Source organism: Solwaraspora sp. WMMA2080, assembly GCF_027497395.1.
GTDB lineage: Bacteria > Actinomycetota > Actinomycetes > Mycobacteriales > Micromonosporaceae > Micromonospora_E.
Window position 1 is genome coordinate 3,835,899 of the sequence record NZ_CP114910.1, and the last position, 19,593, is coordinate 3,855,491.

21 protein-coding genes and 2 pseudogenes are annotated in these 19,593 nt (G+C 70.9%); 10 read left to right on the plus strand and 13 right to left on the minus strand.

From position 1 onward, the window contains the following. Positions 1–64: 64 nt before the first annotated feature. Together O7543_RS17455 and O7543_RS17460 are read left to right on the plus strand one after the other, a co-directional pair. The gene (locus O7543_RS17455) at positions 65–760 is read left to right on the plus strand and encodes a response regulator transcription factor (RefSeq protein ID WP_281552847.1); all 696 of its coding nucleotides are present in this window, start codon (positions 65–67) and stop codon (positions 758–760) included. Then, positions 753–2,633, plus strand: a complete 1,881-nt coding sequence (locus O7543_RS17460; protein WP_281552846.1) for a HAMP domain-containing sensor histidine kinase — start codon at positions 753–755, stop codon at positions 2,631–2,633. Before O7543_RS17455 ends, O7543_RS17460 begins: the two co-directional genes overlap by 8 nt. Here the strand turns inward: O7543_RS17460 and O7543_RS17465 are convergent. Further along, complete coding sequence (locus tag O7543_RS17465) at positions 2,620–3,195, minus strand: hypothetical protein (RefSeq protein ID WP_281567158.1); 576 nt, start codon at positions 3,193–3,195, stop codon at positions 2,620–2,622. The genes O7543_RS17460 and O7543_RS17465 overlap by 14 nt on opposite strands. 44 nt (positions 3,196–3,239) lie before the next feature. Continuing rightward, entirely contained in the window at positions 3,240–4,202 is a 963-nt protein-coding gene (locus tag O7543_RS17470; RefSeq protein WP_281552844.1) for an aldo/keto reductase, read from the minus strand. 54 nt (positions 4,203–4,256) lie between these two features. Between O7543_RS17470 and O7543_RS17475 the strand changes: the two genes are divergently transcribed. The 5 genes from O7543_RS17475 (at position 4,257) to O7543_RS17495 (ending at position 7,681) form a co-directional block, all read left to right on the plus strand. Beyond that, the gene (locus O7543_RS17475) at positions 4,257–4,637 is read left to right on the plus strand and encodes a MerR family transcriptional regulator (RefSeq protein WP_281552843.1); all 381 of its coding nucleotides are present in this window, start codon (positions 4,257–4,259) and stop codon (positions 4,635–4,637) included. Between the two features lie 70 nt (positions 4,638–4,707). After that, on the plus strand, positions 4,708–5,241 hold the full coding sequence (locus O7543_RS17480; RefSeq protein WP_281552842.1) for a DUF6244 family protein: 534 nt from the start codon (positions 4,708–4,710) through the stop codon (positions 5,239–5,241). A 175-nt stretch (positions 5,242–5,416) separates the two neighbouring features. Next, entirely contained in the window at positions 5,417–6,637 is a 1,221-nt protein-coding gene (locus O7543_RS17485; RefSeq protein ID WP_281552841.1) for a hypothetical protein, read from the plus strand. Further along, complete coding sequence (locus tag O7543_RS17490; RefSeq protein ID WP_281552840.1) at positions 6,634–7,329, plus strand: hypothetical protein; 696 nt, start codon at positions 6,634–6,636, stop codon at positions 7,327–7,329. The genes O7543_RS17485 and O7543_RS17490 overlap by 4 nt, the downstream gene beginning before the upstream one ends. Before the next feature lie 64 nt (positions 7,330–7,393). After that, positions 7,394–7,681, plus strand: a complete 288-nt coding sequence (locus O7543_RS17495) for a type II toxin-antitoxin system Phd/YefM family antitoxin (RefSeq protein WP_348650020.1) — start codon at positions 7,394–7,396, stop codon at positions 7,679–7,681. Positions 7,682–7,859: 178 nt separating this feature from the next. On the opposite strand, the gene O7543_RS17500 is transcribed toward O7543_RS17495, so the two are convergent. From O7543_RS17500 to O7543_RS17510, 4 genes and pseudogenes are all read right to left on the minus strand, one after another. Next, a complete protein-coding gene (locus O7543_RS17500) occupies positions 7,860–8,051 on the minus strand; it encodes a DUF397 domain-containing protein (RefSeq protein ID WP_348650138.1) in 192 nt (63 codons plus the stop codon). Then, a pseudogene (locus O7543_RS30235) lies at positions 8,044–8,097 on the minus strand (hypothetical protein); the annotation flags it as partial. The pseudogene O7543_RS30235 and the gene O7543_RS17500, both read right to left, overlap by 8 nt. Before the next feature lie 8 nt (positions 8,098–8,105). Next, positions 8,106–8,180, minus strand: a pseudogene (locus O7543_RS17505) (DUF397 domain-containing protein); the annotation flags it as partial. Then, positions 8,177–9,049 (minus strand): helix-turn-helix transcriptional regulator, encoded by an 873-nt coding sequence (locus O7543_RS17510; protein WP_281552838.1) that lies wholly within the window; start codon positions 9,047–9,049, stop codon positions 8,177–8,179. The pseudogene O7543_RS17505 and the gene O7543_RS17510, both read right to left, overlap by 4 nt. A 370-nt stretch (positions 9,050–9,419) precedes the next feature. Here O7543_RS17510 and O7543_RS17515 point away from each other — a divergent pair, with 370 nt between their 5' ends. Together O7543_RS17515 and O7543_RS17520 are read left to right on the plus strand one after the other, a co-directional pair. Then, positions 9,420–9,566 (plus strand): hypothetical protein, encoded by a 147-nt coding sequence (locus O7543_RS17515; RefSeq protein WP_281552837.1) that lies wholly within the window; start codon positions 9,420–9,422, stop codon positions 9,564–9,566. A gap of 115 nt (positions 9,567–9,681) precedes the next feature. Further along, a complete protein-coding gene (locus O7543_RS17520; RefSeq protein ID WP_281552836.1) occupies positions 9,682–10,152 on the plus strand; it encodes a hypothetical protein in 471 nt (156 codons plus the stop codon). 77 nt (positions 10,153–10,229) lie between these two features. On the opposite strand, the gene O7543_RS17525 is transcribed toward O7543_RS17520, so the two are convergent. The 4 genes from O7543_RS17525 to O7543_RS17540 are packed head-to-tail and all read right to left on the minus strand — an operon-like array spanning position 10,230 to position 15,782. Continuing rightward, positions 10,230–10,958 carry an ABC transporter ATP-binding protein gene (locus tag O7543_RS17525; protein WP_281552835.1) on the minus strand — a complete coding sequence of 243 codons (729 nt, stop codon included), beginning with the start codon at positions 10,956–10,958 and terminating at the stop codon, positions 10,230–10,232. 4 nt (positions 10,959–10,962) lie between these two features. Then, positions 10,963–13,704: an FtsX-like permease family protein gene (locus O7543_RS17530; RefSeq protein WP_281552834.1), complete on the minus strand. Its 2,742-nt coding sequence runs from the start codon at positions 13,702–13,704 to the stop codon at positions 10,963–10,965. A gap of 9 nt (positions 13,705–13,713) precedes the next feature. Then, complete coding sequence (fahA, locus tag O7543_RS17535) at positions 13,714–14,928, minus strand: fumarylacetoacetase (RefSeq protein WP_281552833.1); 1,215 nt, start codon at positions 14,926–14,928, stop codon at positions 13,714–13,716. Beyond that, a complete protein-coding gene (locus O7543_RS17540) occupies positions 14,925–15,782 on the minus strand; it encodes a hypothetical protein (RefSeq protein WP_281552832.1) in 858 nt (285 codons plus the stop codon). Before O7543_RS17540 ends, fahA begins: the two co-directional genes overlap by 4 nt. Before the next feature lie 94 nt (positions 15,783–15,876). Here O7543_RS17540 and O7543_RS17545 point away from each other — a divergent pair, with 94 nt between their 5' ends. Beyond that, a complete protein-coding gene (locus O7543_RS17545; protein ID WP_281567159.1) occupies positions 15,877–17,046 on the plus strand; it encodes a homogentisate 1,2-dioxygenase domain-containing protein in 1,170 nt (389 codons plus the stop codon). 50 nt (positions 17,047–17,096) lie between these two features. Here O7543_RS17545 and O7543_RS17550 read toward each other — a convergent pair whose 3' ends face one another. From O7543_RS17550 to ispD, 3 genes are read right to left on the minus strand one after another with little or no spacing between them, the layout of a single operon-like run. After that, positions 17,097–18,308: a tetratricopeptide repeat protein gene (locus O7543_RS17550; protein ID WP_281552830.1), complete on the minus strand. Its 1,212-nt coding sequence runs from the start codon at positions 18,306–18,308 to the stop codon at positions 17,097–17,099. A 9-nt stretch (positions 18,309–18,317) separates the two neighbouring features. Beyond that, positions 18,318–18,803, minus strand: a complete 486-nt coding sequence (gene ispF / locus O7543_RS17555) for a 2-C-methyl-D-erythritol 2,4-cyclodiphosphate synthase (protein WP_281555810.1) — start codon at positions 18,801–18,803, stop codon at positions 18,318–18,320. A gap of 40 nt (positions 18,804–18,843) precedes the next feature. After that, positions 18,844–19,569 (minus strand): 2-C-methyl-D-erythritol 4-phosphate cytidylyltransferase, encoded by a 726-nt coding sequence (gene ispD, locus O7543_RS17560; protein WP_281552829.1) that lies wholly within the window; start codon positions 19,567–19,569, stop codon positions 18,844–18,846. Positions 19,570–19,593: the final 24 nt, after the last annotated feature.

Genomic DNA, 19,593 nt, shown 5'->3' on the forward strand with positions numbered 1-19,593 from the left:
TCAGGCCGGTACGGTGCCATTTCCCACCGCCGCGCCGACGCTGACACGCAGTATGGTTCGCCCCGTGGTTGCCCATGTGCTGATCGCCGAGGACGACCGGCGGCAGGCCGAGGTGCTGCGCCGCTACGTCGAGTCCGACGGACACCGGACCACAGTGGTCCACGACGGGCGCGACGCGCTCGACCAGGCCCGCCGGCACCGGCCGCAGCTGCTGGTGCTCGACGTGATGATGCCCGGCCTGGACGGGCTGAACGTGTGCCGGATCCTGCGTCGCGAATCGGACCTGCTGGTGCTGATGCTCACCGCCCGCGCCGACGAGGACGACCTGCTGCGCGGGCTCGATCTGGGTGCGGACGACTACCTGACGAAGCCGTACTCGCCGCGGGAGCTGATGGCCCGGGTCCGGACGTTGCTGCGCCGGGTCGACCGGGTGCCACGCACCATCGACGGGGTACGACGGGTCGGTGCACTCGCCGTCGACCCGGTCCGCCGGGAGGTCACCGTCGACGGACGACCGGTCAACTGCACCCCGGGCGAGTTCGCAATCCTCGCCGCCCTGGTCGAGCAGCCGGAACGCGCCTTCACCCGGGCCCAGCTGCTGGAGCACACCCGGGGCGTGGACCGGGACTCGACCGAGCGGGCCATCGACACCCACCTGGTCAACCTGCGCCGCAAGATCGAACCGGACGTACGCCGGCCGGCGTACCTGGTGACGGTGTACGGCGTCGGCTACAAGCTGCGCGACCCCGCCGGTGGGTGAGCCGGCCACCGGCGGTCCGGCCCCGGCCACCGGCGGTCCGGCCCCAGGCCCGGCTTCGGTCGCGCGGGTACCGCTGCGGCACAGCCTGATGCTGCGGCTGCTCGGCGCGTCGGTGCTGGTGACGGTCTGCGCGGTCGTCGCCACCGCCTGGCTTACCGTGGCGTCGACCACCCGGGCGATCGAGCAGGAGCAGGGTCGGTCCCTCGCCGACGACGTCAGCGTCTACGACGAGATGATCACGTACGCGATCGACCACCGCGACTGGTCGGCGGTCACGCCGGTCGTCGACGACCTCGCATCGCGTACCGGCCGGCGGATCGTGCTGCTCGACCCGGTGACCCGCGACCCGGTCGCCGAGTCGGCGCCCGGGCCGACGCTGCGCGACGCCCGCCCGTCGGCGATCGTCGACCCGCTCGACCTCGACCCGGCGCTCACCGCCAGCCGTCACGGGTCCAGCATCGACACCCGGGTCGTCGGGCCGTACCGGCTGAGCGACGACGAACGCGCCGGCATCCACAAGGCGGCCGAGGACCACCGGAGCTGCCTGGTCGACGGGGCAGGGCTCGCCGCCGAAGTCGTCGAGCTGCCGGGCGGCCGGGCGACGGTGACGATCCTCGACGCCGGTATCGACCGTGGCCGGCCGCTGGCCTGCCCGGAACCGGCGCTGCTGCGCGAGCCGGCCCGCAGCGAGGTCGCACCCCTGGCCGAGCTGCTCGACCTCACCGAGGCATGTCTCGGGCCCGAGGCGGCGAACATCGACCTGGCCGTCACTCCTACGCTGGACGTCCGGGTCCTGCGGGCCTCCCCAGGTGCGCCGTCCGAGGCCGACGCCCGCGCCTGCGCCGAGACAGGCCTCCGCAGCCAGCTCCGGGCGTACGTCGCACCGCCGGTGCTGCTGTACGTCACCGACGCGACGGCCACCGACGCCGGGTCGCCGACCGTCAACCTGTCCACCGGGAACCTGCTGCGGATCGCCGGTGTCGCCGGACTGGTCCTGCTGCTCACCGTGGCGGTCACCGTCGGAGTCGGAATGCGGCTGGTCCGGCCGTTGCGGGCACTGGCCGCGGCGGCCCGTGCGCCGGTGGACAGGCAACGCCCGGTGCCGGTCACCACCCGGGACGAGATCGGCAGTCTCGCCACCGCCTTCAACGACCTGGCACGCCGGCGGGACCAGCTGGAGCGGCAACGCCGGGCGATGGTCAGCGACGTAGCCCACGAGCTGCGGTCGCCGCTGACCAACATCCGGGCCTGGCTGGAGGCCGCCCAGGACGGGCTGGCACCGGCCGACACCCACACCCTCGAACTGCTCACCGAGGAGGCGACCCTGTTGCAGCATGTCATCGACGACCTGCGGGACCTGGCCGCAGCTGACGACGGCACCTTCGCGGTGCATCCGGAGCCGACCTTCGTCGGCGACGTACTCAGCCAGGTCGTCGAGGCCAACCGCGGGGCCGCTGCCACCGCCGGGGTCACCCTGACCGGGGCGGTGCACGGCGATCCGGAGGTCGTCCTCGACGCGGTACGGCTGCGACAGCTCGTCGGCAACCTGGTGGGCAACGCCGTGCGGCACACCCCGGCCGGGGGTTCGGTCACCGTCGACTGCGCCGTACGCGACGACTGGCTGACCATCGAGGTTGTCGACACCGGGATCGGGATCGCCGCCACCGACCTGCCGAAGTTGTTCGACCGGTTCTGGCGGGCCGACGCCTCGCGCAGCCGGCGCACCGGCGGTAGCGGGCTGGGTCTGCCGATCGCCCGGCAGCTGGCCCACGCACACGGCGGTGACATCACCGTGGCCAGCGAGCCGGGCCGGGGCACGCACGTCACCGTACGCCTCCCGGCCCGGCGCTGCGACCCGGTCAGCTCCCGCTGAACGCCTCCGCTTCGCAGTCCTCGACCTCGGTACCGGCCGGCAGTCCATCAGCGAGTGACAGGAAGTCTCCGTCGACGAACGCGTCGACCCCGCGGTCCTGCAGACATTCCGCCCAGGCCAGCAGCTTGTCCGGATACTCGGGGTCGAGGCGCAGGGAACGCTGCCACAGGCGTTCGGGTTCCAGCGGCGCGCAGTCCTCGGCGACCTGCCGCACCTGCGGGGTGTCCGCTCTCGTCTTCCGCTCCATTTCCGACACCCCGTTGTCCTCGAAGCACTGCAGCCAGAGGTTCATCAGCCGCTCCTGTTCCTCAGCGGACGTGTCGGGGCGGATCAACGGACGCTCGGCCTGCGGCGATGGCGAGGCGTCCGGCCCAGCGCTGCCCACGATCGAGGCGACACCGCTGTCGCCGGCGTCACCAGCCGACCCTCGGGCACCGGTAGCGCTCGTGTTCCCGTCACCGCCGCCGCACCCGGCCGACAGCCCGATCGCCGTCACGGCGAGCGCGGCCAGCAACGGTTCGGCCAGCCGGCTCGCCGGACGCATCTGTCGATATCTGCTCATGCGAGCCAGAATTCCGGCCAACCGTCAGGAACCTGTCAGCATTGTCAGCCGGCGACGGCCAGGCGGGCGAGGTGCTCGTCGGTGAGGGCGAGAGTGACGCCGTCGAGCGCCGCTTCCAACTGGTACAGCTTGCTGCCGCCGAGGATCGGGCGGATGCCCTGCGCCACCAGCCAGGCCAGCACCACCTGGCCGCGGGTCGCGCCGGTGTCCCGGGCGACGTCGTCGAGCGCCGCGAGCCGCCGCGTACTACCGGGATGGTCGTACACCGGCGGGATCGGCTTGGCCGGGTCGTCGTAGGCACCGGTCAGCAGCGGCGTGTACGCCCACACCTCCATCCGGTACGCCTGCGCGATGTCCCGCTGCTCGTCGCTGAGCAGGCCGAACGGATGCTCCACCCCCTCGGGCAGCGTGCCGGGGCGGGCCCGTAGGTAGGTGGCGTTGAGTTGCAGGGCGTCGATCGGCCGGGTGCCGGTGGCGGCGGCGTGGGCGCGGGCCCGCTCGATGCGCCAGGCCGGGTGGTTGGACGCGCCGACCCGACGTACGGCACCGGACGCGACCAGCCCGGCGACCGTGTCGACGGTCTCCTCGATCGGGGTGGCCCGGTCCTCCTGGTGCAGCCAGAGCAGGTCGACGCTGTCCACGCCCAGCCGGTCCAGGCTGCCGGCGAAGGCGTCCTCGACGGCGCGGCGGCTCAGCCCGGCCCGCACCCGCGGCCACGATCCGGCCCACAGCGGCTCGGCACCGACCTTGGTCGCGATGCGCACCCGCTGCCGTACGCCGGGGCGGGCGGCGAGCCACCGCCCGATGACCCGTTCGCTGTCGCCGCCCCGGCCGTCCTTGCTTGCCCAGAATGCGTAACAGTCGGCGGTGTCGATCCACTCGCCGCCCCGCTCGACGAACCGGTCGAGCAGGGCGAAGGAGGTCTCCTCGTCGATCCGGGTACCGAACATCATCGCGCCCAGGACCAGCGGCGAGGCCGGTGCCGGCGTGCTGTTTTCGTACGTCATGGGTCCACCCTGCGACCTGGAGCGCGCTCCAGGTCAAGCGGTACCGTCGGCGGTATGACGGCCTACTCACCCGCCGAGGCGGCGGCCCGGTCCGGCTTCTCGATCGACACGCTGCGCTACTACGAACGGGAGGGCATCCTGTCGCCGGTCGCCCGCAACTCCAGCGGGCGCCGCGTCTACAGCGACGACGACCTGGGCATGCTCGACTTCCTGCGCTGCCTGCGGGACACCGGGATGCCAATCGAACGGCTACGCCGCTACGGCGAACTGTGCCGTGACCCGCAGACCATCCCGGAGCGGATCGCGCTGCTGCGCGAGCACGCGGACGCGGTCGAGCAGCAGATCGAACAGCTGCACCGCTGGCGGGCCCGCCTCGGTGAGAAGCTCGCCTGGTACCAGGGCCAGGCGGCGGACACGACCGCAGCCGAGGGCTAGTCTGCCGGCTTTTCCACCGACCACCCCGCACCATGGGAACAGCAGGTCAAACGGGGTGAGGAGAGCGATCGTGGCAGCACCGGTGGACAGCGTCGGCAAGGATCTGCAGGCGATGCGAGCGGGCGCCGAACGGGCCCGGACTGCCGCAGCGGCGGCCCAGCACGAAGCCGAGCGGGTCGCCGGTCAGGCGGCGGCCGGCGGCTTCAGCGGCATCGTGGCCGGCATGATCCAGGTACGCAACACGCTGAAGGAACTGCAGGCCGGGCTGACCATGGTCACCGGCACGCTCGACGAGGTGGCGGCCACGGTGGTGCCGGTGCCGAGGGAGCCGTCACCGGCGGAGGTGCTGGCCACGCTGGGTCGGGCCGGCGACAAGCTGCGCGCCGTCCGCGACGGCATCGGCGCGGCCGCTGCGAAGGCCGACGAGGCGGCAGGGCTGGTGGCGCGGGTGCTGCAGGGCGGCGACCCGGCCCAGCTGCTCGGTGCGCTCGGCACTGTCAAGGAGACGCTGGCGGCGGTACGGCAACGCGCCGGCGTCGTCGACGAGTCGCTGACCGCTGCCGCCGCCACCGCCCGCCGGGTCGGCGCGAAACCGGGCAGCTGACGGTCGGCCGCCGTCGATACTCGGCCGCCGTTGACGTTCAGCCGCCGCCATCCGGCCGTTCCGCTGCACACAGCTCGCGGGAAATGGTGTGATTTGTGCGGGTCGACAGCCTTCGTTGGTTGCCGGCGCGGCAGGCAGCCGGCGATGTGCCGGACGGCCCCGAGAAGGAGAGGCGATGCGTTTCAACCCGCTCGAAGAAACCGGCATCCCGCTGGAAAAACAGCTACGGAGCTGGTCCGAACTGAACGTCGAGCCGTACGAGCCGCACGGGGTCGATCCGTACACCCGGTGCCGGGTGATCGTGATGAACGGGATCGAGGTGGAGGCGATCACGTTCAGCCACCAGATGAACCGGCACGTCGACGACATCGAGTTACGGCAGAAGCTCGCCTACCTGCGCTACATCGAGCAACAGCAGCAGAAGGCGATCAACTGGATGATCCCCGGCCAGGAGTCGGTGCTGGAGGTCGTGCTCGGGTACGAGCAGGTGGCGACCGACATCACCGCCTGGGTCGCCCGCAACGAGCCCGACCCGTACCTGCGGCAGAACTACAAGTTCGGCCTGCTGGAGGACTTCGACCACCTCTACCGCTACTCCAACCTGTACGAGCTGACCCAGGGCAAGAAGGCGCAGGCGATCGTCGACTACCTGACCGAGGTCATGCCGGGGCGGCCGACGTCGCACCACCACCGCCACCCCGAGGACAACGTCCGCAAGCACTACGACAAGCACACCGTCGATCCGCTGTCACGGATGCACGCCATCACCATCACGGCCGCCGAGCAGCAGACGATGAACTACTACATGAACGTGGGGCCGGAGTTCGTCGAGCCGATCGCCCGGGGTCTCTACCTGGAGATCGCGATGGTGGAAGAGGAACACGTCACGCAGTACGAGTCGATGCTCGACCCGGCGGAGAGCTGGCTGGAGCAGCTCGTCCACCACGAGTACAACGAGTGCTACATGTACTGGTCGTTCGCCCAGGACGAGGACGACCGCCGGATCAAGCAGGTCTGGGAGCTGAACCTGGCGATGGAGATCGAGCAGCTCAAGGTGGCGGCCGATCTGCTGCGCCGGTACGACGGCCGGGAGCCGGAGCAGATCCTCCCCGCCGAGATGCCGCAGCCGACGAAGTTCCAGCCGAACAAGGACTTCATCCGCGAGGTGATCGCCGAACAGGTGGACATCACCACGTTCGGCACCGGTTTCGTCGCCGAGTGGCCGGAGCGCTACATCAAGCACATGGCGACGGTCAACGCCGGTGGCGCACCCAGCGAGCAGGTCATCGACGAGAACGCGCAGCGCAACGGCCGGGAGTACCGCAATATCACCGACGGCCCGTACCCGGCCGAGCAGTACGCCCACGAGAAGGTCCGAGAGGAGGTCGCGCGATGACGCCCAGTGCCGTACGCACCGAGACCGGCGCGATGATCAAGCCCGGCCCGATGGTGACGGTCACGCCGGAGCGGGCGGTGGACGACGACCGACTCGCCGCCTTCGCCACTGGCAGTGGTCTGAACGGCCCGTTCCTGGCCGACCAGCTCTCCGCGTGGAAGACCCACGACCTGATGGGGGTCCACCTGTTCGCCATGCTGACCCGGCGCACCCCCAACCCGATCCTGGCCGGACTGTACGGCCGGCTCAGGACATCGGCCAGCGAGCGGGTGCAGACCTGGGAGGCGCTGATCGGCGAGCTGGGCGGCATGCCCAAGTACGTCAGCCCGACCGCCCGGATGACCGGCGGCATGGACGAGAAGATCATCTCGTCGTTCCTGATGAACGGCTCCGGTGACGAGCTGACCTTCGAGACGGCCGGGCTCAACGCCGCGTTCGCCACCCTGTCACTCGGCGTGCTCAACGCGCAGTCGCTGACCAACTGCGCGGAGAAGGCCGACGACGGCCAGGCCAAACAGGTGATGCAGGCGGCGGCCACCCGGCTCGGCGGGTCGGCGCAGGAGGGCCTGTCCGAGGTCGAAAAGGCGTTGAGCGCCAGCATGCTCCTGCAGGTCAGCAGCGGTACGGCCCAGAAGGTGATGCACGGCGTGGACAAGGCCGCCAGCAAGATCAAAAACACGCTGCGCTCATAGTACGGACCCGTGGCGGGTTCGTAGCTGATAGTCAAAACTCTCACCGGCCACCAGAATGGCTGCCGTGGAGACCATCTCGATCACTGAGGCCAAGGCTCGAATCGCTGAACTCGCCGATCGGGTCGCCCGGCAGCACGACCGCTACACGATCACCCACAACGGCCACGCGGACGTCATGCTGATCTCGGTGGCCGAGTACGAGTCGATGCGGGAAACGCTGGAACTGCTCTCCGACGCCGAAGCCCTCGCAGATCTCCGCCAGTCCAGGCAGGACTTCGCCTCGGGCGACACGTTCTCGATGGACGAGGTGCTCGGCGAGCTGAAACGACGTCGGAACACCGAAGCCAAGTAGGTCGTCGAGATCCAGCCGATCCGCCACCGACGCGACGCCTACCGCTCCTGACCGGCAACCGTCGTCACGGCCCCAATCCTGGCGGACCATGTACGCGATGTGAGGCTGAGATACCTATCCCGTTTGCCGATAGGTATCTCAGCCTCACATCGTGAGAGCCGTCGCCGGTAGCGAGCAGTCAGGCGGTGAAGGTGCTGGTCCTAGTGGCGGTGATGAAGGCGGACCAGCTCGCCGGGGAAATCACCAGCACCGGTCCGGCCGGGTCCTTGGAGTCCCGCACGCCGACCACCCCGCCCAACTCGTCGGCCACCTCGACGCACTGGCCCTGATCGTTGGAACGGGTGCTCTTGCGCCACGTCGTGTCGGCCACCTCGACGCAGTGACCCTGATCGTTGGAACGGGTGCTCTTGCGCCACGTCGTATCGGCCACCTCGACGCAGTCGCCCTGATCGTTGGAGCGGCTGCTCTTACGCCAGGTGGCGGTGGACAGGTCGATCATGACTCGTACTCCTTTGCGGTCCGGGCGAGGAGGTCACGTGTCGCGGCCTGACCGAGCGCGGCGGCCGTCAGGTCATCGAAGGCAATCGTATAGCGCTCGGCCTCATCCGGGCGGTCCAGAAAGAGGGCACCGGTGAGGCCCTCGACGTAGACGGTGGTCGGCTCCAGCTCGGCCGGGAAGTCGAGCATAGTGAAGGCGCGCGACAAGGTTCCACCGTGGATGCCGGCGCTGAACGGGATCAGCCGGATCGACACGTTCGGCAGCTCACTCGCCTCGGCCAGCCGGCGCAGCTGGGCAGCCATGATCGCCCCGGAGCCGGCCGGGCGACGAACTAGCGCCTCGTCCAGCACGATGTCGAACCGAGGCAGGATCGGCTCCATCCGGGTGAGCAACTGCGCCCGCTGCAACCGCACCGCCACCCGCTGCTCGATCACCTCCGGCGACAGGCGCAGCGGGCTGCGGGCGAAGACCGCTGTGGCGTACTCGCGGGTCTGCAGCACGCCGGGGACGAGCTCGGTGTGAAATGCGCGGAGGTGGGAGGCGGCCTCCTCCAGGCCGATGAACAGCTCGAACCAGGACGGGATGCTGGCGTAGTCGTGCCACCAGCCCTTCTCCTTGGTCTTCGGAGCCAGCGCGGCCAACGCCTCGACGGTCTTCAGGTCCGCGCCGTACAGCTCGCAGAGCAGCACCACGTCCTCGGCGCGGATCGGCACCTCACCGCGCTCCATCCGCAGCAGCTTGGTCGCCGACCAGTCCAACTCCCGGGCCGCCGTGGTCTGCGGGACCCGGGCCAGCCGCTCACGCAGCCGACGCAGCTCCCGACCGAGCTGGCGTCGCGGTACCGACGAGTTCAACAGGGCCGAGGACATTGGTACCACCTCCTGGAATTGATCACCTGCGGATTGATCATGCACGTCTGGCAGGTCAGATCTCGGTCGACCGAGGTCTATTCGACTGACTGGCCATATCTCTACCACATGGCCCCGACACTGTTGCGTTGGCGCAGATTGACCGACAGACTCTTCTTCGTTCGGGAACGGGATCGAAGCGCCGCAAATCGGCGCTGACCTTTCGTCGACGAATACGGCATGACCGATCGGTGGGCCGGCAAACCATCCGAACGGTCAGCGCCATTCTCCCCAATCAGGCGTGGCGGCCGGCACGGCACCCCCGAGCCGTCCGGCCGCCACGCCGCCGGAGAAACCCCAGCTCACCACGCTTACGCGAGAGGGTGAAGCGATGCCGTCGATCGGCCTCGGGATCGCCATGACGAGCTCCGCCATGATCGGATTTCTCGCCGGACTGCTGAGTTTCAAGGCGAAGAGCCGCTGGTGTCCGGACTGCGGAGCGATGACCTACCCGCAGCCGCCACCCCCGCCGATGTAGACAGCAACGCCACAGCACTGCCGATCTACGTGCAATTTCCACGACGACCAGTGAAACCGCAGAACAGTAGTCTCGGACGACTATCTCGGACGGCAATCCCGACGTGAGGAGAATCATGGCGTACCGCAATGACAAGCCCGACCGGTTCACCCGCCGGCCGCAGCCGTCGGAACAGATCAACCGACGGCCAACAGCGGGACGTCCGCCGCTGCCGAGCCGGGTTCCCGGCGAGACCGACATCGACACCGACCCGCGCTTCAACCTGGTCGGGGCGCATGGCGTCGCCCCGGCGCCCCGCGACGGCGGACACGACCGGATCGACGACGGGCATGACACCGCCGACCACGGTCACGCCGACGGCGACGGCGACGGGCCGCAGTCGGACGGCGACCTGGCGCTCGTCGCACAGATCGCCAAGCGGATGGCCGAGCGGCACATGCCGGACCGGACCGGCGGCTGCCGACACTGTGGAGGCACGTACTGCGAACTGTTCCTGGAGGCGCTCGCGGTGCTGGACCGACGCGACCGGGCCGCCGCCCGACGGATCCGCGCCGTCCTGCAGTACGCCGGCCTCACCCCGCCCTGACCCGCACCGCCCTGACCCGCACCGCCCTGGCCGAGCACCATTCTGGCCGACGCCCGGCGTACGCCCGCCGGCGCTGCTCACGCCCCGGTGTCCTCCGTGATCCGCCCGTCGCGGACCTGTACGACGCGGCCACAGCGGGCGGCCAGCCCTGGATCGTGGGTCGCGATCATCAGCGAGGTGCCGAGCCGGTCCCGCAGGCCGAAGAGCAGGTCGATGATCTCGTTTCCGGTCTGGCTGTCCAGGTTGCCGGTGGGTTCGTCGGCCAGCACCAGCATCGGATCGTTGATCAGCGCCCGGGCGATGGCGACACGCTGCTGCTGCCCGCCGGACAGCTTCGACGGCAACGAGTCCTCTCGGCCGGTGAGCCCGACCGCGCCGAGGAGCTGCTTCGCCCTGGCCCGCTTGTCGAAACCGACCTTGTACGGCAGCAGCGGCGCGATGACGTTGTCCGCGGCGGTCAGGGTGGGCAGGAGATGGAAGCGCTGAAACACGAATCCGATGCGCCGCCGGTGCTCCGCCAGACGGCGCCCCTTGACCCCGGTGACCGACTCACCGGCGACCTCGATCGTGCCGGAGTCGGGCGTGTCCAGCGCCCCGATCAGGTGCAGCAGCGTCGACTTGCCTGACCCGGACGGCCCCATCACGGCGACGATCTCCCCGCCGTCCATCTCGAAGTCGATGTCGCGGCAGGCGTGGATCGGCTCGCTGGCCTCCGTACGGTAGGTCTTCGACAGGCCGGTCACCCGGACCATCGGCTGGCTCTTCCCAGGGCTCGCGCTGCCCGGTTCAACGACGGGTGAAGCCATCGGTCTACTCCTCCACCAGCAGGCGGGTCACCGGGTGGCGCCGCAGCGACTGGATCGGTGGGATGGTCGCGACGGCCGCCGCGAGCACGCCGACACCCGCCACGATGGCGGCCACCGGCAGCAGCCGGGCCAGACTGGCCTCCGGCGTGCCACCGGCCAGCAGCACCGCGAGACCGAGCCCGAGGACAGCTCCCGGGACGGCTCCGAGCAGGCCCAGCAGCACGCCCTCGGTGAGAACCAGGCGGGCTGTCGAAGCGTGTGTCCAACCGGTCGCCTGCAGCGCGGCGAACTCGGCGGCCCGCTCCCGTACGTTCAGGAACACCACGTCGGCGATCGCGACCGTCGCCAGGACCAGCATCGCCACCACGGCGGCCAGGTCCGGCCCACGCACCTGGACGGCGATCGCGTCACCGAGCAGGCTGCCGACCAGGACACCCTGGAACGCCCAGGTGATGGCGACCAGCAGCGTCAGCGCGGTCACCGCGACGGCCAACGCGGCGCAGCCCAACGCCGTACGGCCCGGTGTCCGGCGGAGATTGACCACCGCGAGGCCGGTGAGTCCGAGGAACAGCCGGGCGCGGCGGCCAGTGACCACGGGTGGCCGGACCGCTGCCATGGGATCGGCCCGCGACGCCTGCACCGCCGGGATCAGGCCGGCGGCAAGGGATACCAGGATCGCCGCCGGGACGGCGAGTACCGCCCGGGACCACGACACGTCAGCACCGACCGGAACGGCGACCAGCCACGCCGCCACTGAACCCAGGGCACCGGCGACCAGCCCGATGAGCAGCAGCTCGCCCAGAATCACGGCGAACAACGACCGGCGCGGCCAACCCAGGCAGGCGAGTACGCCGAGTTCGGTACGCCGGGCGCGCACCGCTGCGGCGGACGAGTTGCCGATGAACAGCGCACAGACCACGAGGACCAGGACGAACAGGATCAGCGACTTGCGCTCCACCGCTTCGCTGATCACCACCCCGACGCCCTTCTTCGACCACCATTCGGTGAGTGACAGGTCGGGTCGGCCGAACTCGCCGGCAGGCAGCGCCACGGTCCGCTCGGTCGGCGACGAGCCGACGGTGATGTCGACGTGCAGGCCGGTCTCCTGCGCGATCCGCTCCGCTACCACCCGGACCCGTTCCCGGGACACCTCGTCGATGCCGGTCACGCCGGCGACCCGCACCCGGACCGCCGCCACCGGCCCCGGCCCGGAGGACCGGTCGAAGCTGCCGTAGAAGGACTCGGCCGAATCCAGGGTGGTCAGCAGCAGCGGCGGCTGCTGCAGATAGCCGGCCGGGTTGCTGGACGGCAGTAGTGACGCTCCGCCCAGCAGCCGCCGCGAGGTCTCGTCCGCGCCCTCCAGACCGGGCGACTGGTAGGCGCCCAGTGGCACCTCGGACAGGGCCGAAAAGGTGTCGATCAGCGCCGGATCGAACCGGCCGGTCAACGTGAGCTTGGGGTTGATCACCTTTCGGCCTACGGCGCGTTCGTGCCGTTGCAGCTCACGAAAACTCCGGTCGTCGGCCGCGACCGGCGCGGTACCGCTCCGACCGCCGAGCGCCCCCTGCCACACCTCGCTCGCGACCGCCTGGTCCCGGGGGATCAGCGCGCCGTCGGGCCCGGTTCCCCACTCGACCGGTCCAGCCGTCCAGTAGGCTCCCACAGTGTTGCCGAACGTATGTCCGAGGTCGCGCAACAGGAACGCGTCCGCGGCATTGCCGTCGACCTCAATCGACTTGACCGGGACCCCGGAGGCGCTGGCGGCGAAACTGTCCGCAGCGGTGATGCTCTCCCTCGTTCCGACGAACTGTTCCGCGACATCGCGCGGCAGTTGCTCGACTTCCACGATCGCCTGCTGATCGACGTAGCTGTCGCTGGCCGCGATCACCGGGATCGTCCGGGTCCAATCGTCGTCCTCCCCGGCCACCGCATCCCGGCTGTCCGGCAGATAGCTCCCGGAGACCATCGCTTCGTCCAGACCGATCAGCTCCGCCTCGGCCGCTGGGTCGATGGCAGCCAGGACGTACGGAATGCGCCAGTCGAGCAGGAACGCCCGGTCGGCGTACTCACGGCTGTCCTCGTTCAAGGAGTAGCACTGCACGCTCTCGGTCAACGTCGATTCCTCCGACGATCCGGCTTGGAGGTCGACCGCCTTGCCGCAGATGTTGACCCGCGCGCCGGACGGAAGGATCTCGTCCAGGAAGCTGCCGAACGGGTTCTCGTCGGAGATTTCGACGATGTCCCGGTGCGCGACCGGATTCGGAGTGAAGTAGACGTAGGCTTCGTCCGGCCCGATCGTGCTCAAGCCACGGTCCATGCGCCAGTTGACGGTGAGCCGGAAGGCCGACCGTTCTCCGTCCGGCACGACATCGGCCAGATTCACCGGGACACGAAGCTCCGGGACGGCCATACCGATGAGGGCGATCGGTGCCGCCACCTCCACGCCGGACAGGCCGCGGATCGTGTCGAACTGTTCCAGGCTGATGCCGCCGGGTGCCTCGGTGAGGAAGTTGGGGCGAACCACCCCGGTCGCCGTCTCCTGCTCGGAAATCGATACCGCTGGGCGGACGAGGATGTCGTACGCGGTGCGGGCGTTCGCCTCCACCGTGCCGATGACGTCGAGTCGTGCCGTCTCGGCCGTGCCGGTGAGCACCGTGAAACTGGTGACCGCGACGAGAAGCCCGACCAGCAGCGCGACCGACCGGGTCCATCGACGGATGATCTGCGACCAGACGATCCGCAACACCGTTACAACCTAGCGGTTGCGCAGAGTGGACACCACGGTGCCGGTGACCTCGCCGAAGCCGATCGTCGTGCCGGCCGGGCCGGGGGCAGTGGCCGAGATGACGACGGTGTCGCCGTCTTCGAGGAAGGTGCGCTCGGACCCGTCCTTCAGTTTGATCGGCTCGGTGCCGCCCCAGGTCAGCTCCAGGAACGAGCCGACCTGGTCACGCCGGGCCCCGGAGACGGTGCCGGAGGCGTAGAGGTCGCCGGTGCGCAGCGACGCGCCGTTGACGGTCAGGTGCGCCAACTGCTGCGCCGGGGTCCAGTACATGCCGGCGAACGGCGGCTCGCTGACCCGGGTGCCGTTCCACTCGACGACGATCGACAGGTCCAGGCCGCGCCGTGACGCCTCAGCGAGGTACGGCAACACCGGTGGGTCCTGCGCCGGGGCCGGCACCCAGGCGTGGTCGAGGGCTTCCAGCGGCACCACCCACGGGCCGACCGAGGTGGCGAACGACTTGCCCAGGAACGGGCCGAGCGGCTGGTACTCCCAGGCCTGGATGTCGCGGGCCGACCAGTCGTTGACCAGGGTCACACCGAACACGTGATCGGCGAACCGGTCGGTCGGCACCGGGTCGCCGAGCGCGGTCGGCACCCCGACGACGAAGCCGACCTCGGCTTCGATGTCGAGCCGGCGGGACGGGCCGAAGACCGGGCCGTCGGAGCTGCGCCGCTGGCCGCTGGGGCGCACGATCGGCGTACCGGAGACGACGACGGTGCCGGCCCGGCCGTGGTAGCCGATCGGCAGGTGCCGCCAGTTGGGGGTGAGCAGCGGCTGGCCTGGGCGGAAGATCTGTCCGACGTTGCTGGCGTGCTGCTCCGACGAGTAGAAGTCGACGTAGTCACCGACCGCGAACGGCAGCACCAGATCCACCTCGGACAGCGGGATCAGCAGCGGCTCGACGGCGGCCCGGTGCTCGGGCTCGGTGAACAGTTCGACGATCCGCCGCCGCACCGTCGTCCACTGTGCCCGGCCGAGGGCCAGGAAGGCGTTGAGGGTCGGCTCGCACAGCGCACCGCCGGCGAGGATCAGGTCGGCATCCTCCGCGCCGCGCAGGTCGAGCACGAAATCGGCGATCCGTACGCCGAGCCGCCGCTCACCACCACCGCGGCGGAAGGCACCGTACGGCAGGGTCTGCACCCCGTACGGTGAGCCGTCGGCACCGGGCACCCAGCAGGTCGTCACGCGAATCCTCCGTTGATCAGCCCCAGCCGGACCAGGTCGGTCAGCGGGTCGGTGATGCTGCACGACCCGAAACCTACCCAGAGCGGCCGGTCGGCACCGCCGCGCGTACGGGCCGGCTCGATCAGCCGGGCGGCGTCGGTGGTGGCGAGCAGTTCGGCGACCTCGGCGACCTCCGCGCCCTCGGCGGCGGTGATCGTGGCGGCGAGCACGTTGAGGAAGCCGTGGTGGGTGAAGCCGGTCTCCGGGTCGGTGTCGCGGATGGCGTGGTGCAGGCCGGCGGTCAGTTTGAACGGCAGCGCCCGGTCGCGGCAGGCGCAGATGACGGCGGCCAGCTCGACCGGGGTGGGGAACAGTTCGGCGGCCAGCCCGCCGGTGCGGAACTTGGCGGCGACGTCAACGCCGCCGGCCCGCGCCTCGGCGAGGCTGTCCAGGGCGGCGAGCAGCCCCCAGGTGAGCGGCACCTCCGCGTACCCGCTGATCTTGGGCCAGCCGGCGAGGGCGGTGAGCAGCGCGCGCAGGCCGGGTTGCGGGTCCTCGCCGCGTTTGGCGACGGCGACCTCGACCTGCCGGGGCCGGATCCGGTCGGTCGGCAGCGCCTCGACGGCGGCCGGCAGCGCGGCCACGCCGGTGTCGCCGATCAGGCCGATCTCCAGCTCGTCGCCCGGCCCGACCAGCCGCCGCGCCGCGCCGATCTCGGACGCGGGCAGCAGGAACGGGCCGACCAGGTCGGTGTACCAGGCGGTGCGGTGGCCGCGGTGCGCGGTGATCGCGTCGGGCAGGTCGGCGTTGCCCGGCGGGAAGACCGCGGCGTCGTCGACGAGGCCGGTGAAGATCCTGGGTACCTGCATTGACACGCCTTCGAACCTAGTGGATTCTACGATTAACGGACAACAGCGTCCGATTATCGGACGCTACCGGCCGGTCAACGGGGAGATACGGAGGGTAATCATGCCCTACTACCGCAGCGTTGGCGAGATCCCCCGCAAGCGCCACACCCAGTTCCGCCAACCCGACGGCATCCTGTACGCCGAGGAGCTGATGGGCCAGGAGGGCTTCTCGTCCGACTCGTCCCTGCTCTACCACCGGCACCTGCCGACCGCCATCGTCGCCGCCGAGTCGTACGACCCGCCGCCGACCCGCCGGCTGCCGAACCACCCGCTCACCCCACGCCACCTGCGTACCCACAAACTGGACACCGGGCACACCGACGCCGTCCTCGGCCGGCAACCGCTGCTCGCCAACGACGACGTGCGCATCTCGTACGTCGTCGCCGACCGGCCGTCCCCGCTGTACCGCAACGCCACCGGCGACGAGTGCCTGTACGTCGAGTCCGGTGCCGCCCGCGTCGAGTCCAGCTTCGGGGTGCTCGGCGTCACCTCCGGCGACTACGTGATCATCCCGACGTCGGTGGTGCACCGGATCGTGCCGGTCGACGACGTGCCGCTGCGGCTGCTCACCGTCGAAGCCACCGGCCACATCGGACCACCTAAGCGCTACCTGTCGGTGCGCGGCCAGTTCCTGGAGCACTCGCCGTACTGCGAACGGGACATCCGCGGGCCGGGCAAACCGCTGCTGGTCGACGGCACCGACGTCGAGGTCTACGTGCGGCACCGGCAGGGCTGGACCCGGCACGTGTACGCCCACCACCCGTTCGACGTGGTCGGCTGGGACGGACACCTCTACCCGTGGGCGTTCAGCATCCACGACTTCGAGCCGATCACCGGCCGGCTGCACCAGCCGCCGCCGGTGCACCAGACGTTCACCGGCCCCAACTTCGTGATCTGCTCGTTCGTGCCGCGCAAGGTCGACTACCACCCGCAGGCGATCCCGGTGCCGTACAACCACCACAACGTCGACTCCGACGAAATGCTGTTCTACACCGGCGGCAACTACGAGGCGCGGCGCGGCTCCGGCATCGAGCAGGGCTCGATCTCGCTGCACCCCGCCGGGTTCACCCACGGGCCGCAGCCGGGCGCGGTCGAACGGGCGCTCGGTGCCGAGCACTTCGACGAACTCTCCGTCATGGTCGACACCTTCCGGCCGCTGGACCTCTGCGACGCGGCACTGTCCGTTGAGGACACCGGGTACGCCTGGACCTGGGCCGGCAACGCCCGCTGACCGGCATACCGCCGACCCGACACGGCCTGTCCAGCCGCTGATCCGGCGCGCTACCGCTGGTCCGGTGGTCGGGCGGTGGCCGAACGCAGCACCATGAACTGGGCAACGGCGGCCGCGACGATCGCCGACACCAGCAGCCACGGGGTGGCGATCGCCGCGTAGCAGAAGATCAGCACCGGGGCGGCACCCACCGCGTACACCGCCGTCGCCAGCCGGCGGTCCGCCAGCTGCGACACCACCTCGGTGATCCGACCCGGCACCCGCCGGGCCAGCACCCAGACCAGCACGAATCCACCGAGCGCGGCGACCACCGCCCAGCCGCGCGACGCCGCGCTGCCGGCCAGGCAGGCCACCGTCACCGCCGCGATCATGCTGTAGCCGGCCCCGATCAGCACCAGCCGGCGCAGCTCCTCCTCGGGCGTCGGCGGCCGCTCCAGCCGGGGGTCCATCGGCGCCGACCCGGGCGACTGCGGTGCCCACCGGGATGGCCGGGCCGGCGAGGGCTGCGGCGGCGGGGGCGGTGCCATCGCGGTGGCCCGTTCGGCGAGCACCGCCAGCTCGGCGGCGTACCGCCGCTGTTCCAGGTGGATCACCCCGACGTCATGCTGCGCCTCACCGATCAGCGGGTCCAGCCGCAGCGCCTCCCCGTAGGCCCGGTGCGCCAGGTCGAACAGCTCCAGCCGGGCCCCGACCAGCCCCAGCACCAGATGTGCCTGGGCGTCCTGCGGGGCCAGCTCCACCCCGCGCCAGGCCGCGTTGAGCGCCGGCTGGCCGTTGCGCGAGCCGGCCAGGATCGCCGCCCCGCTGCGCTGGGCGTACGCGTCGTCCGGATACGTCGCCAGCAGGTCGGTGGCGAGCCGGGCGGCGTCGGCGTACCGCCGCAGATCGATCAGCGCCAGCCCGCGTACCACCAGCAGGGCGACCCGGTCCGGCGGACCGGACCGCGCGCCGGTCCCGGCATCGGCTGGCATGGCCGTCGCGGTCTCTGCCGGTGCGGCCGTCGCCGTGGCCTCGGCCGACCACGGGTTCGGCGGCTCGTCCGCCCACGCGTCGATTGCGGCGAGGGCCTGCTCCGGACGGTCGGCGGCGAGATGCACCCGGGCCAGCATGATCCGGGCGGCGACGCTGTCCGGTTCGAGGGCCACCGCGAAGCCGATCTCACCGGCGGCCTCGTCGTAGCGGCCCAGGTCAGCCAGCAGCCCGGCGCGCTGCAGGTAGCCGTCGACGTCGGTGGGCGGCTCGGGGGATGACTCGCTCGACACCTGTCGAGCCTATCCGGGCAGCCCGGACGGATAGACGAGCGCGACCGCCAGGCCGGCGAGGCCTTCGCCCCGGCCGGTCAGCCCGAGCCCGTCTGTGGTGGTGCCGGAAACGGTCACCGGGGCACCGGCGGCAGCACCGAGCACCTGCTGTGCCTCGGTCCGCCGGGGACCGATCTTCGGCCGTACACCGATCACCTGAATCGAGACGTTGCCGATCACGAAGCCGGCGGCGACCACCCGACGGGCCGCCTCGGCGAGCAGGTCCACCCCGGCGGCTCCGGCCCAGCGTGGTTCGGCGACACCGAAGTTGGCGCCGAGGTCGCCGAGGCCGGCGGCGGAGAACAGCGCGTCGCAGGCGGCGTGCGCGGCGACGTCGCCGTCGGAGTGCCCGGCCAGCCCTGTCTCGCCGGGCCAGTGCAGGCCGGCGACCCAGCAGGGCCGGTCGGCGGCGAAGGCGTGCACGTCGGTGCCGACACCCACCCGGGGAACGATCATGCCGGCGTGCCGCACGGGACGACCATCAAGGCAAGGGCGGTCATGAAGGCAGGGTACGGGTCGCCGGTTCGGTGGCGAGCAGGTGCTCGGCGATCACCAGATCGAACGGGCGGGTGATCTTGAGCGCCCGTTCCGAGCCGGGCACGCAGAGCACCGGTACGCCGAGCTTCTCCACCAGACCGGCGTCGTCGGTGTGCGGATCGACGGCGTCGGCGTGCGCGGCGGCCAGCACGTCACGCCGGAACCCCTGCGGGGTCTGCACGGCCCGCAGCGTCGACCGGTCGACGGTGGTCAGAACGGTCTCGTCGGCGTCCACCGACTTGATGGTGTCGACGACCGGGAGCACCGGGATGACGGCGTCGGCGCCGGCCCGGACCGCGGCGGCGACCGAGTCGACCAGGTCGGGTGGGGTGAGGGCGCGGGCCGCGTCGTGCACCAGGACGATCTGCGGGCCGGCGGGGACGGCAGCGAGCGCGGCGGCCACCGAGGCCTGCCGGTGCGCGCCGCCCGGGACCACGATCAGCGGCAGCCCGGCCGTGGCGGGGGCGAGCAGGTCGCGGACGGCGTCGATGTCGGCGGGTGGGGCGGCGACCACGATCACCGCGACCGAGGAGGCGGCGGCCAGTCGACGCACCGCATGTACCAGCAGCGGTACGCCGCCGAGTGGCCGGAGTGCTTTGGGTGCGCCGGGTCCGAGCCGTACCCCGGAACCCGCCGCAGGAACGAGGACCGCGACGTCACCGCGTTGCTGGAAGTGCGCGGTCACGTCGCGGTCCTCGTTGCAGGTGGC